The sequence below is a fragment of the Thiocapsa rosea genome, from assembly GCF_003634315.1.
In the GTDB taxonomy this organism is placed as follows: domain Bacteria; phylum Pseudomonadota; class Gammaproteobacteria; order Chromatiales; family Chromatiaceae; genus Thiocapsa; species Thiocapsa rosea.
In genome coordinates, this window is record NZ_RBXL01000001.1 from 288399 (window position 1) to 304089 (window position 15691).

At 65.6% G+C, this 15691-nt stretch carries 14 protein-coding genes; 7 read left to right on the forward strand and 7 right to left on the reverse strand.

Features of this window, described 5'->3' with window-relative positions; all coding sequences use genetic code 11:
• Positions 1 to 26: 26 nt before the first annotated feature.
• The 5 genes from kdsB to BDD21_RS01330 form a co-directional block, all read right to left on the reverse strand.
• The gene (gene kdsB / locus BDD21_RS01310; protein WP_245969353.1) at positions 27 to 797 is read right to left on the reverse strand and encodes a 3-deoxy-manno-octulosonate cytidylyltransferase; all 771 of its coding nucleotides are present in this window, start codon (positions 795 to 797) and stop codon (positions 27 to 29) included.
• Positions 798 to 819: 22 nt separating this feature from the next.
• Positions 820 to 1803 carry a tetraacyldisaccharide 4'-kinase gene (lpxK, locus tag BDD21_RS01315; RefSeq protein WP_245969354.1) on the reverse strand — a complete coding sequence of 328 codons (984 nt, stop codon included), beginning with the start codon at positions 1801 to 1803 and terminating at the stop codon, positions 820 to 822.
• A gap of 276 nt (positions 1804 to 2079) precedes the next feature.
• Entirely contained in the window at positions 2080 to 3861 is a 1782-nt protein-coding gene (gene msbA, locus BDD21_RS01320) for a lipid A export permease/ATP-binding protein MsbA (protein WP_120795610.1), read from the reverse strand.
• Positions 3858 to 4376 carry an ExbD/TolR family protein gene (locus BDD21_RS01325; RefSeq protein WP_120795611.1) on the reverse strand — a complete coding sequence of 173 codons (519 nt, stop codon included), beginning with the start codon at positions 4374 to 4376 and terminating at the stop codon, positions 3858 to 3860. The genes msbA and BDD21_RS01325 overlap by 4 nt, the downstream gene beginning before the upstream one ends.
• Positions 4373 to 4999: a MotA/TolQ/ExbB proton channel family protein gene (locus tag BDD21_RS01330; RefSeq protein WP_120795612.1), complete on the reverse strand. Its 627-nt coding sequence runs from the start codon at positions 4997 to 4999 to the stop codon at positions 4373 to 4375. Before BDD21_RS01330 ends, BDD21_RS01325 begins: the two co-directional genes overlap by 4 nt.
• A 376-nt stretch (positions 5000 to 5375) precedes the next feature.
• Here BDD21_RS01330 and BDD21_RS01335 point away from each other — a divergent pair, with 376 nt between their 5' ends.
• The 7 genes from BDD21_RS01335 to BDD21_RS01365 all read left to right on the forward strand — a co-directional run bounded on the left by BDD21_RS01335 (position 5376) and on the right by BDD21_RS01365 (position 14183).
• Positions 5376 to 5957, forward strand: a complete 582-nt coding sequence (locus BDD21_RS01335; RefSeq protein ID WP_120795613.1) for a LemA family protein — start codon at positions 5376 to 5378, stop codon at positions 5955 to 5957.
• A 195-nt stretch (positions 5958 to 6152) separates the two neighbouring features.
• The gene (locus tag BDD21_RS01340) at positions 6153 to 8069 is read left to right on the forward strand and encodes a M48 family metallopeptidase (RefSeq protein WP_120795614.1); all 1917 of its coding nucleotides are present in this window, start codon (positions 6153 to 6155) and stop codon (positions 8067 to 8069) included.
• Entirely contained in the window at positions 8069 to 9796 is a 1728-nt protein-coding gene (gene recJ, locus BDD21_RS01345) for a single-stranded-DNA-specific exonuclease RecJ (RefSeq protein WP_120795615.1), read from the forward strand. The genes BDD21_RS01340 and recJ overlap by 1 nt, the downstream gene beginning before the upstream one ends.
• 31 nt (positions 9797 to 9827) lie before the next feature.
• The gene (gene yjgA, locus BDD21_RS01350) at positions 9828 to 10361 is read left to right on the forward strand and encodes a ribosome biogenesis factor YjgA (protein WP_120795616.1); all 534 of its coding nucleotides are present in this window, start codon (positions 9828 to 9830) and stop codon (positions 10359 to 10361) included.
• 263 nt (positions 10362 to 10624) lie between these two features.
• Complete coding sequence (locus BDD21_RS01355; protein ID WP_120795617.1) at positions 10625 to 11695, forward strand: glycosyltransferase family 2 protein; 1071 nt, start codon at positions 10625 to 10627, stop codon at positions 11693 to 11695.
• Positions 11692 to 13323 carry an ArnT family glycosyltransferase gene (locus BDD21_RS01360; RefSeq protein WP_120795618.1) on the forward strand — a complete coding sequence of 544 codons (1632 nt, stop codon included), beginning with the start codon at positions 11692 to 11694 and terminating at the stop codon, positions 13321 to 13323. The genes BDD21_RS01355 and BDD21_RS01360 overlap by 4 nt, the downstream gene beginning before the upstream one ends.
• A gap of 2 nt (positions 13324 to 13325) precedes the next feature.
• On the forward strand, positions 13326 to 14183 hold the full coding sequence (locus BDD21_RS01365) for a phosphatase PAP2 family protein (protein WP_342769584.1): 858 nt from the start codon (positions 13326 to 13328) through the stop codon (positions 14181 to 14183).
• Between the two features lie 181 nt (positions 14184 to 14364).
• On the opposite strand, the gene BDD21_RS01370 is transcribed toward BDD21_RS01365, so the two are convergent.
• Positions 14365 to 14871 carry a DUF302 domain-containing protein gene (locus tag BDD21_RS01370; protein WP_120795619.1) on the reverse strand — a complete coding sequence of 169 codons (507 nt, stop codon included), beginning with the start codon at positions 14869 to 14871 and terminating at the stop codon, positions 14365 to 14367.
• A gap of 45 nt (positions 14872 to 14916) precedes the next feature.
• The gene (locus BDD21_RS01375) at positions 14917 to 15570 is read right to left on the reverse strand and encodes a c-type cytochrome (protein WP_120795620.1); all 654 of its coding nucleotides are present in this window, start codon (positions 15568 to 15570) and stop codon (positions 14917 to 14919) included.
• Positions 15571 to 15691: the final 121 nt, after the last annotated feature.

Here is a 15691-nt window from a genome sequence, read left to right on the forward strand (position 1 = left end):
ATGACGCATGTCGCTCCGGACGCGGTTTACGCCAGATGCCGCTCGGCCTTCAACAGATCGGAGGCCGTATCCACACCCGGCCCCGGCTCGGACACGGCGATCGCCACATGGATACGCTCGCCGTGCCACAGCACGCGCAGCTGCTCCAGAGACTCGGCAACCTCCAGGGGTGACGGCGCCCAAGCCAGATAGCGTTTCAGGAAGCCGACGCGGTAGGCATAGAGCCCGATGTGGCGAAGGAAGGCGACCGATGTCGGCAGCTCGGGATGATCGGCCAGAAACTCGTCGCGGTGCCAGGGCATCGGGGCGCGCGAAAAATACAGGGCGTAGCCCTTCGCGTCCGTGACCACCTTGACGACATGGGGATCGAAGAGGGTCGCCCGCGCGGAGATCGGTGCGGCCAACGTCGACATGCCGAGATCGGCGATTCCGGCGAGGTCGCTCGCGACCTGATTCAGCAAGGCCGCCGGCATCGCCGGCTCGTCGCCCTGCAGGTTGACCACCACCACGTCGTCGTGCCAACCGCGCAGCTCGATCACCTCGGTAATACGCTCGGATCCGCTGCGGTGCTCGCTGCCGGTCATGACCACCTCGGCGCCGAAACCCTGACAGACCTCGGCGATGCGTCGGTCATCGGTCGCGACCAGGATCTCCTCGGCGCCGCTCTCGCGCGCACGCTCCACGACATGCTGGATCATCGGCTTTCCGGCGATCGGTATGAGCGGTTTGCCGGGCAAGCGCGTGGAGCCGTAGCGCGCGGGGATGACGATCTTAAATCCGATGGATTCCTCTGACATCGCTCGAGAGGACATTTCTCGATCAGACATGGCTCGGTGCCTCCAGCTTGCGAAAAAATGCCTCGACGAAGGCCGTATCCAGCTCGGCCTGCACGGGCAAAAACCAATGATCCTCGCCGGCAAAGCGCGCGCACTTCACGGCGTCCTTCTCGGTCATGAGCACCGGGCCTGGCGGCCAGTCTGCAAGATCCGTCGGTGCGAAGGGATAGTGATCCGGGTAGGCGAGGCCCTCGACCTCAAGACCCAGAGCGCGCAGCATGGCAAAGAATCGCTCGGGGTTACCGATCGCCGCGACCGCAAAGACGGGCCGCCCGATGAAGTCGGCGATCGGCTTGGACACGGCGGGGTCGCGGAGATTGACCGCCGCGCCCGGAATCAAACGCATGCGGTATCCATTACCCAAGCCGTCGCCGTTGGTCAGCACCAGATCGACGTTGGCCAGACGCCCGCGTGGCTCGCGCAACGGCCCGGCGGGCAGACAGCGGCCGTTGCCCAAACCGCGCGCGCCGTCGACGACTGCGATCTCGATGTCTCGGGCGAGCCGATAGTGCTGGAGCCCGTCGTCGGCGAGCAGGACGTCTACATCGCCCCGAGACAGTGCAAGCGCACCGGCGGCAACACGATCCCGTCCGGCGACGACGGGGCAGTCGCTGCGACGCGCCAGCAGCACCGGCTCGTCCCCGACATCGGCAGGCTCGCTTTCAGGAGAGACCCGGCGCGGCGCAACCGGGCCGCCTCCGCCATATCCTCTGGTGATGATTCCTGGACTCCAACCACGCGCCCGCAGCAGCTCAGCGAGCTTAAGAACGGCCGGGGTCTTGCCGGTCCCGCCGACGGTGAGATTGCCGACCACCACGACAGGTACCGACAGGTGCCGGCTCGCGAGCCAGCCTTTGCGGTAGCCTAGGCGGCGCAGTTGGACCACCAAACAGTAGAGCCAGGAGAGCGGCGCGAGGATGAGACCGAGCGGATGACGGCCGTACCAGATCGGGTTCGGGTCTATCATCCCGGCCCGCCCGCCCTGTCGGCTGCACCGCGACGCGGGAGGCTCGACGCGGCGCCGAGTGGGTTGTGCTTCCTGACGTCGGTATAACCTAAACCGCGGCCAGAGCGACATGCCTCATTTTCGTTTTGCATTTGGCTTTGGAGATGTCCTTGATCTCGGTGAGACGCGGTTTAGATTTAATATTCTTAATCTCTTAAACCGCGCCGACTCCAACGCTCGTCACGTTTGCCGGGGCCGATCCCATCCAAAAACATCGCATACCGCACCGGGCGCGGTTTAAGACGCGGCCGGGGGCTCGCCGGCATCGTGGAATTGGAGGCGATGCAGCCGTGCGTAATAGCCGTCCTGCGCCAGCAATTCGCCGTGGGTGCCCTGCTCGACGACGCGTCCGTTGTCCATCACCAGGATGCGGTCGGCGTTCTCGATGGTGGAGAGCCGATGGGCGATCATGAGTGTCGTGCGATTCGCCATCAACTCCTGCAGGGCGGCCTGGATATGGCGCTCGGATTCGGTGTCGAGCGCGGAGGTCGCCTCGTCCAGGATCAAGATCGGGGCGTCTTTGAGCATCGCCCGGGCGATCGCGAGACGCTGGCGCTGCCCGCCGGAGAGCATGACGCCGCGGTCGCCGATGCGTGTCTCGAAGCCCTCGGGCAGGGCCTGGATGAAATCGAGCGCGTGAGCGTTCACGGCAACACGCTCGAGCGTCTCGCGGGTCGGCGGCTCGGCCTGACCATAGGCGATGTTGTTGGCGATGCTGTCGTTGAAGAGCACCACATCCTGACTGACCAGCGAGATCTGGGCGCGCAGACTGGCCAGGGTCAGATCGCGAATCGGGATGCCGTCGATCAGGATCTCGCCCGCACTCGCATCGTAGAAGCGCGGCAGCAGGCTTGCGACCGTGCTCTTGCCGCTGCCCGAGCGTCCGACCAGCGCGACCCGCTCGCCCGGGGCGATGAGGAGATCGAGATCCTGGATCGCCGGCGGCTTGTCGGGCGAATAGACATGGGTGACGCCGCGATACTCGACGCGCCCCTCGGCACGCTCCAGGGTCCGCCGTCCTTGATCACGCTCCTCCTCCGCATCCAACAGCTCGAACAGGCTCTGGGCGGCAATGATGCCGCGTTGTAGATGGGCGTTGACGGAGGTCAGACGCTTCACCGGCGGCAAGAGCAGACCCATGGCGACCACGAAGGACATGAAGGTGCCGACCGAGATGTCTTCCTTCAGGCCCTGCATGGTTGAGAGATAGACGATGACGGCGATCGCCACGGCCGAGATCAGTTGAACCAGCGGCACGCTCGCCGCCTCGGTCGCGATCATCTTCATCTGCAGCGAGCGGGTTTTCTCGTTGATGGCGCTGAAACGTTTCGCCTCCAGCGGCTGCCCCCCGAACGCCTTGACCACCCGATGGGCCTCGATCGCCTCCTGCGCGACCTGGGTCAGGGCGCCGACCCGGTCCTGGATGCGCCGGCTGTGGCGGCGAAAACGCTTGGTCGCATACTTGACCGCGCCGGCCATGAGCGGACCGATCACCAAGAAGATCGCCGACAGGGCCGCGTTCAGATAGAGCATGTAGGCCATCAGGCCGATGACGGTGAAGCCGTCGCGGACCAGTGTCGTGATCGCCGAGGTGGCCGCGGTGGCGACGTTCTCCACGTTGTAGGTCAGCTTGGCGAGGATGTGGCCCGAACCCTGATTGTCGTAATAGCGGGTCGGGGCGCGCAGCAGATGCTCGAACATCTTTTGGCGCAGATCCGCGACCACGCGCCGCCCGACCCAGCTCAAGCAATAGTTGTTGATGAATCCGGCGATCCCGCGAAACACGAAGAGCACCACCAGCACGAACGGCATGAGGCGCACGATCTCCTCGTTGCGGTCCACGAAGCTGCCGTCGATGAGCGGCTGCATCATGGCCGCGAAGAGCGGTTCGGTCGCCGCGAAGGCGATCATGGCGACGATCGAGACGCTGAACATGCGCCAGTAGGGTTTGACGTAGCCCAGCAGCCGGCGATAGATGGGGCCGGCCTCGACCTCGGAGCGGGACGCGTCGTGGGTCATTCGGCGACCTCCCCTGCGGATGGCTGAGCGGGCTGTGGTAGCGATGGCGGGACGGACGGCCCGGACGCGGGTCGAGTCGGCTCGGCATCCGAATCGACCTGCAGCGCGCGGGTCGCCGCAAAGGCGATCTGCACCAAACCCGCTTGACTGGCCGCATCGAGCGCCGTCATGACCGCCTGATGCGGCGTCTGTGCATCGGCCTGGATCAACACGGGCAAGGGCTCTCGTTCACCGCGACGTTCCTTCAAAACCGCGACCAGGGTCTCGGTCTTGCGATCGAGCACGGCCCGATCATCGACATTGAAGGACCCGGTCCGATCGATGACAAGCCGGATCATCTCGGGCTCTTCGGCCGGGATCTCCTCGCCTTGCGCCTCGGGCAACTGCACGCGCAGCCGCGCCTCGTCCTTGAAGGTGGTCGAGACCATGAAGAAGATCAGCAGCAGAAAGACGACATCGATCAGCGGGGTGAGATTGATGTCGGCCGGGTCGCGACGGTGCGGACGCAGATTCACGCGGAGACCTCGCCGGCCTCGCGCTCGCCCTTCATCACCTCCACCAGACGCAGCGACTGCTCCTCCATGTCGAGCGCGAGCCGCGCGACCTTGTTGTCGAAGAAGCGATGGAACATCAGCGCCGGGATCGCGACCGATAGACCGGCCGCCGTCGTGATCAGCGCCTTGGAGATCCCGCCGGCGAGGATGGCGGCGTTGCCGACACCGGCATCCATGATGACGCCGAAGACATCGATCATGCCGATCACGGTCCCCAGCAGGCCCAGCAGCGGAGCCACCGAGGCGATCGTCCCCAGGCTGTTCAGAAAACGCTCCAGCTCGGCCACCACCTGTCGGCCCGTGTCCTCGATCGCCTCCTTCATGATCTCGCGCGAGTGGTTGCGATTGATGAGTCCGGACGCGAGCAGGCGCCCGAGCGGGGAGCCGGTGCGGATCTCCTCGATCCGCGCATCCGTCAGCTCGCCCCGACGGTGCCACTCCCAGATCCGGGTCACGAGATTCGCCGGCATGATCCGCGAGCGGCGCAACGTCCAGCCACGCTCGATGACGACGGCGGTTGCAATGATCGAGCAGGCGACGATCGGCACCATCAGCCACCCGCCAGCATACATCACTTCAAGCAAGAGGGAAGCTCCTTAAACCGCGCCCAGTGCGGTCTGCGATAGTTTGGATTGGATCAGCCTCGGCAAAAACAACGGCCGCCGGAACTGGCGCGGTTTAAACAAAGACTCAAAAACAACCGCAACGTGAACCGCGGTGTTCGCCTTTGACGCAAGAACGCAATGGTACTCCCTCGACCCGCATCGGCAACCCGGCGCAAAGCGGCGGGGTCGGTCCGCCGTGCGCGAGCGGGCTCGACCCCTGCGTGCCCGCCCCTGCTTACCCCGCGGGAGTATGTTAGCCTTCCGGCGCATTGCCGAAGGCCGCGCGGCCTCGGCCGGACATCGGACCCGGCGACTGCCGGGCTCGGGGGACAATCATCATCGAAGGGGAACACCGATGGGATGGACACTGCTTGGACTGATCCTGCTGGCCGCGATTCTTGTCGTCGTCATCTACAACCGCTTGGTTGCCGGACGCAATCGCTACAAAAACGCCTTTGCTCAGATCGACGTCCAGCTCACGCGTCGCTATGACCTCATCCCGAATCTGGTCAAGGTCGCCGAGCGCTACATGACCCACGAGCGCGAGACGCTCGAGGCCGTCATCCAGGCCCGCAACCAGGCGGTCGGCAGTCTCAAGCAGGTCGCGGCCGATCCAAGCGACGGCGCCGCGGTGGCGATGCTGGCCCAAGCGGAGATGGGCGTGGCCGGCGCGCTAGGTAAGCTGTTCGCGCTCTCCGAGGCCTACCCCGACCTCAAGGCCAATCAGAACATGATGCAGCTCTCCGAGGAGCTGGTCAGCACCGAGAACCGCGTAGCCTTCGCGCGCCAGGCCTTCAACGATGCCGTCATGGGCTACAACACCCTGCGCGAGGTCTTCCCGAACAATCTGATTGCGCAGCGCTTCGGGTTTACGGCCGCGCAGTTGCTGGAGATCGATGCACCGGAGAAACGCGAGGCCGTCACAGTCGCCTTCTGAACCGCGCTCGTGGGTCTTTGGAAGGATTGCGTTCGGGAACGACCTCCCCCTGATCCAAGAACACGGCGGAGCGCGGTTCAGGATATTTTTTCGATTTTTTAAAACCTTAAACTGCGTCCGCGCCGACGCCGGTTGAGAGCCTCCGAGGCCGAACCCGAATGAGAACCCCGCATGAACACTAGGGACGCAGTTTAATTGGACTTCTTCGCGCATCAGGACCGCGCCCGTCGGCGCACGCGTCTGCTCGTGGTGCTGTTCGTGCTCGCCGTGATCAGCATTGTGGCCGTCGTCGACGTGGTCGCGCTCTCCTTCCTGGGGCTCGGCTCGGATCCGGAGGGGGTCGTGTTCTCCCCGACGCTTTCGCCGGAGGCAGTCCGCGAGAGCCTCCCGCTGCTCATCTGGGTCTCTGTGCTGACCGCGGGTGCGATCGGTCTCGCCAGCCTGTTCCGCATCCTCACGCTGCGCAACGGCGGCGGGGGGGTGGCGCGCGGCCTCGGCGGCGTGATGGTCAATGCGGACACCACGGATCCGCAGCTGCAGCGCTTGCGCAACGTGGTCGAGGAGATGGCCATCGCCGCGGGCGTGCCGGTGCCTCAGATCTACGTGCTCGAGCAGGAAGACGGTATCAATGCCTTCGCCGCCGGCTATTCCCCGGCCGATGCGGCCATCGCAGTCACCCGGGGCGCGCTGCGGACACTGAACCGCTCCGAGCTGCAGGGCGTCGTCGCACACGAGTTCTCGCACATCCTCAACGGCGACATGCGGCTGAACATTCGGCTGATCGGGATCCTATTCGGGATCCTGGTGCTGGCCATCATCGGCCGACTCATGCTCTCGGTGCGGCATGGCCGGGCGAGCAAGCACACCGCCGCGATCGCCATGATCGGCCTCGCGCTGGTCGCGACCGGCTATATCGGGCTCTTTTTCGGCCGGCTGATCCGGGCGTCTGTCTCGCGTCAGCGCGAGTTCCTGGCCGACGCCTCGGCCGTGCAGTTCACCCGCGAGCCGGAAGGGATCGCGGGCGCCCTGAAGAAGATCGGCTCGGCGCCGGCCGGATCGGCGCTCGCCGCGGACAGCGAGGAGATCGGGCACATGCTGTTCGCTTCGGGGCTCACGCGCCGGCTCTTGGCCACACATCCGCCGATCGCCGATCGCATTCGCGCGATCGAGCCGGGTTTCGATCCGGGAGAGCTCGAAACGATGCGGGTGATGCAGACCCCGGCTGCGCCGAGCGAGGCCGGCGTCGTCGCCTCGATGGACGAAACCCGGCCTGCCGCTGGAGGTCGACCGAGCCCGTCGAGTCTCGATGCCGATCGCATCGTCGAGGCCATCGGCCGACCCGATACGGCACGGATCCAGGTCGCGGCTCGTCTGAACCAGGCCATCCCGGAGCCACTCGCACGCGCCGCCCGCTCCACCGAGTGGGTCATGACGCTGGTCTGCTATCTTCTGATCGACCCGGATCCCGAGATCCGCGAGCGTCAGCTCTTGATGGTCGCCGAGACACTCGGCAGCGAGGGCGAGCGTCAGGTGAGCACGCTCCTTTCCGCGGTGCCGAGCCTGGCCGCGGACCTGCGCATCCCCCTGATCGAGATCGCCTTCCCGACCCTGCGCCGTCGTCCGCAGACCGAGCTGACACGCCTGATGGCGCTGCTCGATCGGCTGATTCATGCCGACGGGCGCATCGATGCCTTCGAGTATGTCCTGGCACGCCTGCTCGCGCAGCAGATCCAAGACACCATCGCCCCGACCGATGCACACAGCGCCGGAACCGCGCATCTCTCCGGCTGCGAAGACGCGATCCGCGATCTGCTGGTCATCCTGGCCATGCACGGCAACCCGGATCAACGCACCGCACGGACCGCCTTCGCCGCCGGTCTGGCGTCGCTCGGGATGCGTCCGCGCGAATTAGCCCCTATCGGACCGGACGACTGGCCGGATCGTCTCGATCGTGCGCTCGCCCGGCTCGATCGCCTGCGCATGGCCGACAAGCAGCGCCTGCTCCGTGCCCTGCTCGCGACCGTGCAGCACGCCGGGATCAGCCGGACGGAGATCGAGCTGTTGCGTGCCGTCGTCGCGGCGCTCCATGTCCCCTTGCCGGTGCTGGACTGATGTCGCGCCCCATGATTCGGCGCGCAGCGAGTGCCGCAGCGCTCGCCGCCGCCCGCACGCCGGCCGAGCTGCTCTCCAGACTCTATTCGCATCGAGGCTTGGAGGATGCGGAAGAGGCCGCACCCGGACTGTCGGCGCTCCACCCGGCAAGCGCGCTGCGCGGTATCGACGAGGCGGTCGCGCTGCTGGTACATCACATCCGCGGCGGCGGCCATCTGTTGATCGTCTCGGACTACGACGCCGACGGTGCGACCGGCGGCGCCCTGGCGGTCCGGGGTCTGCGCAGCCTGGGCGCAACACAGGTCTCCTATCTGATCCCGAGCCGGTTCGCCTTCGGCTACGGACTGAGTCCGGCGGTGGTGGACGCCGCAGCACCCCGCCGACCGGATCTGCTGATCACGGTCGACAACGGCATCGCCAGTCTCGCCGGGGTCGCGCGGGCCGCGGAGCTGGGCATCCCGGTCCTGGTGACGGATCATCATCTGCCCGGCGAGCAGCTCCCGGACGCCGCGGCCATCGTCAACCCGAATCAGCACGGCTGCAGCTTTCCGAGCAAGCACCTGGCCGGTGTCGGCGTCGTCTTCTATCTCCTGGTCGCCGCGCGTGCCCGGCTGCGCGAGCAGGGCTGGTTCGGTGCGGGGCGACCCGAGCCCAACCTGGCGGATCTGCTGGATCTGGTCGCCCTGGGCACGGTCGCGGACGTCGTGACCCTGGACCGCAACAACCGGATCCTGGTCGAGCAGGGTCTCAGACGCATCCGCGCCGGGCGGTGCAGCCCGGGTGTGCGCGCACTGCTGACGATCGGCGGGCGGGACCCGAGCCGGGCCACGGCGACCGATCTGGCCTTCGTCGCCGCACCCCGACTCAACGCCGCCGGTCGGATCGAGGACATGTCGGTGGGCGTCGAATGCCTCCTGACCGACGATCCGCAGGTCGCCGCGGGGCTTGCCGCGCGTCTCGATGCGCTGAACCGCCGACGCCGCGAGATCGAGGGCGAGATGAAGGACGAGGCCGAGTCCTCGCTTGCCGGGCTCTGCCTGGACGGCGCCACCCTGCCGCCCGGACTTTGTCTCTTCGGCGAGGACTGGCACCAGGGCGTCTCCGGGATCGTCGCGGCGCGGATCCGCGAGCGGTATCATCGTCCCGTGATCGCCTTTGCGAACGGCGGCGACGGGTTTCTGCGAGGCTCGGCGCGATCGGTCGAAGGGGTCCATGTCCGAGACCTGATCGCGCTGGTGGATCGCCAGGATCCGGGCTTGGTCGAGCGCTTCGGAGGTCACGCGATGGCCGCAGGCTTGAGCATTCGCCCGGAGGCATTGCCCCGCTTCCGCGAAGCCTTTGCGGAGGCCGTGCGCTCGGTGGTCGGCGACCGGCCGCCGCAGCCGGAGATCGCATCCGACGGTGCGCTACCGCAGCGGCTCATGACCCTGGACACCGCCGAGACGCTGCGCGTCGCCGGCCCTTGGGGCAAGGGCTTCCCGGAGCCCCGTTTCGACGGCACCTTCGAGGTCTTGAGCGCACGATTGGTGGGCGAGCGGCATCTGAAGCTCCGTCTTGCCGGACCCGCGGCCGAGGATGGGCCGATCGAGGCCATCGGCTTCAACCTGGGCGAGCAGATCTCGGAGGCCGGCGGCGCCGTGCGACTCGCCTACCGATTGGACGTCAACGACTACCGAGGCAACCGCTCCGCGCAATTGATCCTCGAGCACCTGGAGCCGGCCGCATGAAGACTGTCGAACCGCCTATTTGGATTTCGGGATGAACGATACGATCGACGACGACGAAGACGACTTTCAAGAGGAGGAGCGCGGCCCGAGCAAGAGCCAGCTCAAGCGCGAGAAGCTGGCCCTGCAGGCATTGGCCGAGCGCATGGCCGGGATGCCTCGGGCCGAGCTGGAGCGCCTGAATCTCAGTGCGGCGACCTGGGTGGCCTTGGACGAGACGCCGAGGATCAAGGATATTCGTGCCCGCGGTCGCCACTGGAAACGCATCGCCAATCTGCTGGAGCGCGAGGACATGGCCGCCGTCCACGCCTTGGTCGACCAGGCCGAGGAGCGCGAGCGCAAGGCGGCCGCACATCTGCATGCGTTGGAGCGCTGGCGCGAGCGACTCATCGCCGAAGACGAGGGCGCGCTGAGCGAGTTCATCGACGCATGCCCGGATGTCGACCGCCAGCAGCTGCGCACCCTGATCCGCGCCGCACAGCGCGATCAGGAACGCGGCCGGCCCGAAGCACCGCGCAAGCTGTTCCGCTTCCTACGCGAGACCCTGGAGTCCAAATCGGGCGCGTAGGATGGGTAGAGCGCAGCGAAACCCATCCTCACAGCTCAAACGCCAAACCTAGGCTGCGGCGAACGGAGGTGGGTTTCGCTTTGCTCTAACCGTGCCGGGACCGAGACGTCGGAGCGTGGAGGATAGGTTTCGCTGCGCTCTAACTGTGCCGGGATCGAGACGTCGGAGCGTGGAGGATGGGTTTCGCTGCGCTCTACCCATCCTACGCGTTTCGGTCTTTTTCATGGCTTCGAGTTTGCTGGACTTGACCATTTGGAACTCACATGAACACCTCGATCGAACCGGCGCCTGTGGCGGCGATTCCGACATCGGAAGCATCCATCGTCCCACATGGACAGGCTCCGACGGACCATCCGTCGCTCTCCGTCGTCATCCCCATGTATCAGGAGATCGACAACGTCGAGCCTATGCTGACGCGGGTCCATGAAGGGCTTGCGGGCTACCGGGGCGCATGGGAGCTGATCTGTGTCGACGACGGCAGCCGCGACGGCACAGGCGAACGTTTGCGCAAGGTCGGCGAGCGATTCGGCCCGCATGTGCGGGTGATCCGGCTGCGGCGTAATTTCGGCCAGACCGCGGCCATGCAGGCCGGCTTCGACGCTGCACGCGGCGAGTTGATCGCAACCTTGGACGGCGATCTGCAGAACGACCCGGCCGACATCCCGCGCATGATCGAGGAGCTGCTCGCACGCGACCTGGATCTCCTGCAAGGCTGGCGTCGTCAACGCCAGGACGCGCTCGTCATGCGCAAGCTGCCCTCCAAGGTCGCCAACGCACTGATCGGCAAGGTCACGGGTGTAGCGCTGCACGACTACGGCTGTAGCCTCAAGGTCTATCGCGCCGAGGTCATCAAGGAGGTCACCCTGCTCGGTGAGATGCACCGCTTCATCCCGGTCTGGGTCGCCGGCGTGACCGCGCCCGAGCGCATCGGCGAGACCGAGGTCGCCCATCAGGCACGCCGCTTCGGGACCTCCAAGTACGGGATCTCGCGCACCTTCCGGGTGCTGCTCGACCTCCTCTCGGCCTTCTTCTTCCTGCGGTTCGGTTCGCGACCGGGACACTTCTTCGGCTCCATCGGGATCCTCTTCGGCGTGGTCGGGAGCATCTTGATGGCCGACATGCTCTGGGTGAAGTTCGGGCTCGGAGAACACATCGGGACACGGCCGATGCTCTTCGTGGCCATCCTCTTCCTGGTCATGTCGATCCAGTTCCTCACCACCGGGGTGCTCGCCGAGCTGATGACGCGCACCTTCTATGCCTCGGGCGAGCACACGCACCACCGGATTCGCTGGCAGTCCGATCCGGCGCATGCCGACTGGAGGCGCTCGCAATGAGCCGGACCATCGCCGATCGCGACCCGAACGGGATGCTCGGGCGCGTCCTGACCTCTCCATGGGTGCTCGTCGCGGTCGTTCTGCTGAGCTTCTACTGGCAGCTGGGCGCGGTGCCGCTCTACGATCTGGACGAGGGTGCCTTCACGGAGGCGACCCGCGAGATGCTCGCGAGCGGCAATTTCATCACGCCGCACAAGGACGGGGAGCCCCGATACGACAAACCGGTGCTCATCTACTGGTTGCAGGCGGCCTCGACGCAGGCGTTCGGATTCAACGAGCTGGCGCTGCGCCTGCCCTCGGCGCTTGCAGCGACGCTCTGGGTGCTCGCGGTCTGGGGCTTCGTGCGCGAACGGCTGGATCGCGAGAGCGCGGTCGTCGCCGGGCTGGTGATGGCCTTGAGCCTCCAAGTCTCGGTCATCGCCAAGGGAGCGGTCGCCGATGCAGTGCTCAACCTCTTCATCGCGCTCGCCTTCTTCGAGATCTATCGCTACTACCTGGATCCGAATCCCGCGACCAACCGCCGCTTCGTGCTGCGCGCCTTCCTCTGGATGGGACTCGGCTTCCTGACGAAGGGGCCGGTAGCCGTCTTCTTCCCGGTGCTGGTCAGCCTGCTCTTCTTCGGCTCGCAACGTGCGCTGGGGCGCTGGGCGCAGGCGGCTTTCGCACCGAAGGGTTGGCTGGTCTTCGTGGCGGTCGCCCTGCCCTGGTATCTCGCGGTCTATCTGGACGACGGGCCGGGATTCTTCCGCAGCTTCTTCCTGGAGCACAACGCCGGGCGTTTCGGCGATGCCATGCACGGGCATGCGGGGTTTCCGGGCTATTACCTGGTGATGCTGCCGATCATCCTGCTGCCCTTCGCCGGCTGGTTCCTGCGGCTGTTGCCGGGGCTGCGTGCCGCCTGGTCGGACCCGCTCGAGCGATTCCTCTGGATCTGGTTCCTCACCGTCTTCGTCTTCTTCTCCCTCTCCGGGACCAAGCTGCCGCATTACCTGCTCTACGGGGCCACGCCGCTCTTTATCCTCATGGCCAAACATCGCGATCTGCTGAAGGGCCGCTGGCTCGCCTTCGCGGCGCCGTTGATCTTCATCGGCCTGCTGGTTGCGCTGCCCGGGGTCGTCGGCCTGGCCGAATCGCAAGCCGACCGGGCGCACGAGGTTGCCATGTTCCAGGAGGCCCGCGGGGTCCTGGGGCTCGACTATCTGGGCGCCATGCTCGCCGGACTGGCCGTGATGATCGGTCTGCTCCTCTGGTCCCGTCCGCCACTGTGGCAGCGGCTGATCCTTGCCGGAGTGATCCAAACGCTGGTGGTCTACGGGGTCCTGGTCCCGCGGGTTTTCGAGGTGATGCAGGCACCGGTGAAGGAGGCCGGTCTGCTGGCGCGCGAGTTGGATCTCCCCACGGTGGTCTACCGCACCTCCATGCCGAGCTTCAGCGTCTATCGCGATGCCGTCACGCCGAATCGTCCGCCGCTGCCCGGCGAGCTGGTCTTCCTGCGTGTCGACAAGCTCGACGCCCTGGCCGCGGATTTCCCCGGCCTGCAGCGCGACCTCGTCTATCGTCGAGGCCCGGTCGCCTTGGTACGCATGGGTGTGGCCGACGACAGGGGCGCCGTCGGCGTTCAACCCTGACGATGACGATGCACGCCGATTTCAGCGCATTCTGGAAACAGTCCCTTCGCGAGCGCTTGGAGACCGGGGCCGCCCGAACGCCGCTCAGGTCACCGAGCGGCGGTACCTGGTTGGCACGCTGGGCCGGCGTTTGCCTGGTCGTCGGTCTGACACTCTATCTCGCCGTCGGGTACGACGCCGGCTTCATCCGGATCAACGCCGCGGCGGCGGCCTATCCGGACTGGGTCTGGCAGTGTCTGACGGTCCTGGGCGACGAGCGTGTGCCCTTCGCGTTGGCCCTCCTCTTTGCACTGCGCTATCCGAGGGTCTTCTGGGCGCTGGTGCTCGCGGCTCTGATCGCAGCCGCCTACAGCCGCGGCTTCAAGGCGCTCTTCGACACCACGCGTCCGCCGGGCGTGCTCGCAGCCGATGCCTTCAATCTCATCGGGCCGAGCCATACCCGTACAAGCTTTCCGTCCGGCCACAGCGTCACCGCAGCGGTCTTTTTCGGGGTCTTGATCTACTACACACGCTGGACGGGGCTGCGGGCGCTGTTCCTCGCCCTGGCCGTTCTGGCTGGGCTGAGCCGGGTCGCAGTCGGCGTGCACTGGCCGGTGGATGTGGCGGCCGGTCTGTTCGGCGGGGCACTCTCGGCGTGGCTCGGCGCCTTACTGGCAGCCCGGTGGCCGGGACCGGCGACGAATCTCTGGGTTCATGTCACCGTCGTGATCATGGCCGTGATCCTGGCGGTCACATTGCTTTTCGACGATGCGGGTTACAGCGCGGCGGCAACGCCCTTGGCCGTCCTTGGCGTTCTCGCGCTGGGGGTCGCGGGGGTGCAGTATCTGCTTCGACCGTGGATCGGATACCGGCGGGGATAACCGCCCACACAGCGGGTCTGATGGACAATCGAGTAGGATGGACAAGCGAAGCGCAGTCCACCAGCGTCGGCGCGGGTTCGGTGGACTGCGCTGCACTTGTCCACCCTACATGCGCATCCTCCCTATAGGCTTATCCACCTTCGGCCGCACTCGCAGGAAGGCCGACCCGACGCGCGGAGGATCAGAATTCGCCGGTGGCGCCGGCGGTAATGATGTCGAGCATCTGCCCGTTGATGCCGAGTGCCAATGCTTGAAGCTCGGGCGGCAGATCATAGGCGCTGATCAGCATATCCAGGTTGAGCATCTGCAACCAGATCCGGCCGTCGGTGTCCTCGACCAGTGCGATGCTGCACGGCATGTAGGCTGCGAAGATGGTGTTGAATCGCGCCATCTTGACCGCGTCTTCCGGGTTGCAGAATTGGAAGATCTCCAGACGCATCGACTCGATGCCGCGACTGCCGACCTCCTGTCCGACGTTCAGATGCGCGACCAGACGCATATTGAGCTCGACCGCCTTGGAGAGCATGGCCTCGCCCGCCGCATCGGCGGAGACGCCGGGCGCAAGCCCGATCTTGAGCACGGTGTGCTCGACATCCGAGACGCGGATCTCGGGGGCAGCATCTTCGGCCGCCATCAGCGACATGGACGCGAGAAGGGTGAACGCAACGACAAGGCTCAGGTGTTTCATTCTTGTATCCTCAAGATATTCTTATGGATGTGTCCGAATCGGGGCTCAGTTCTTGTCGTCGATCGTCGTCAGGAAACCGATGATATCGAGGATGTCCTGGTCGCTGTAGTCCACGAACGTCTCATCGTCCGGGTCGTTGGCGTGCATTCGCGTGCCGGCCTTGAACTTCTCGATCTGCCGGAAGAGATAGCCGTCGTACTGGCCGGAGAGCTTGGGACTTTCCTTGCGCCTGTTGCCTTCGGCCGCGCGTCCGTGACAGGTCCTGCAATCGCTGTGATAAATATCCTGGCCGTTCTCGACATCCGCACCTTCCGGTGTCGGGACATTGAGCGGATGGACAACATCCAGATCGATGCTTGCGATATAGGCGGACAGGCTGGCAAGATCATAGTCCGATAAGGTGCGCAGACCGCCGACCACGGTCATCGCCGCATGCTCGCGCACGCCGTCGCGATAGTCGGTGAGACTCTTCGTCAAATAATAATCGGGAAGACCGGCAAGGCGTGGATATTTTCCACCCAAGATGCCCTGCGAGTACTGACCGTGGCAGAGCGCACATTGACGATGCAGGCGTTGACCGAGATCCAAATCCGGTTCTGCCTCCGCATCGGAGGTGCTGGCGAGGACCGAAGGGGTGACGGCCAAGGTGCCCGAGAAAGCGAGGGAAAGAGCCAGCGCACGCAAAAAGGAAGAGCTCATACTCCAAACTCCAGGTGGATGATTGTTCTCGTGAGCGGCTACGATAGGAGATCGGCCGCATAGGTGCAACCCATTCAGGATCTTGGGTTTTCTCGCCGACAGAACCCCTTCTTTCGGTAGG

What these genes read in the sequence shown, in the direction of transcription:
- kdsB (WP_245969353.1), bottom strand. Translation starts at nt 797, where the DNA reads ATGTCAGAGGAATCCATCGGATTTAAGATCGTCATCCCCGCGCGCTAC.
- lpxK (WP_245969354.1), bottom strand. Translation starts at nt 1,803, where the DNA reads ATGATAGACCCGAACCCGATCTGGTACGGCCGTCATCCGCTCGGTCTC.
- msbA (WP_120795610.1), bottom strand. Translation starts at nt 3,861, where the DNA reads ATGACCCACGACGCGTCCCGCTCCGAGGTCGAGGCCGGCCCCATCTAT.
- BDD21_RS01335 (WP_120795613.1), top strand. Translation starts at nt 5,376, where the DNA reads ATGGGATGGACACTGCTTGGACTGATCCTGCTGGCCGCGATTCTTGTC.
- recJ (WP_120795615.1), top strand. Translation starts at nt 8,069, where the DNA reads ATGTCGCGCCCCATGATTCGGCGCGCAGCGAGTGCCGCAGCGCTCGCC.
- yjgA (WP_120795616.1), top strand. Translation starts at nt 9,828, where the DNA reads ATGAACGATACGATCGACGACGACGAAGACGACTTTCAAGAGGAGGAG.
- BDD21_RS01355 (WP_120795617.1), top strand. Translation starts at nt 10,625, where the DNA reads ATGAACACCTCGATCGAACCGGCGCCTGTGGCGGCGATTCCGACATCG.
- BDD21_RS01360 (WP_120795618.1), top strand. Translation starts at nt 11,692, where the DNA reads ATGAGCCGGACCATCGCCGATCGCGACCCGAACGGGATGCTCGGGCGC.
- BDD21_RS01365 (WP_342769584.1), top strand. Translation starts at nt 13,326, where the DNA reads ATGACGATGCACGCCGATTTCAGCGCATTCTGGAAACAGTCCCTTCGC.
- BDD21_RS01370 (WP_120795619.1), bottom strand. Translation starts at nt 14,871, where the DNA reads ATGAAACACCTGAGCCTTGTCGTTGCGTTCACCCTTCTCGCGTCCATG.
- BDD21_RS01375 (WP_120795620.1), bottom strand. Translation starts at nt 15,570, where the DNA reads ATGAGCTCTTCCTTTTTGCGTGCGCTGGCTCTTTCCCTCGCTTTCTCG.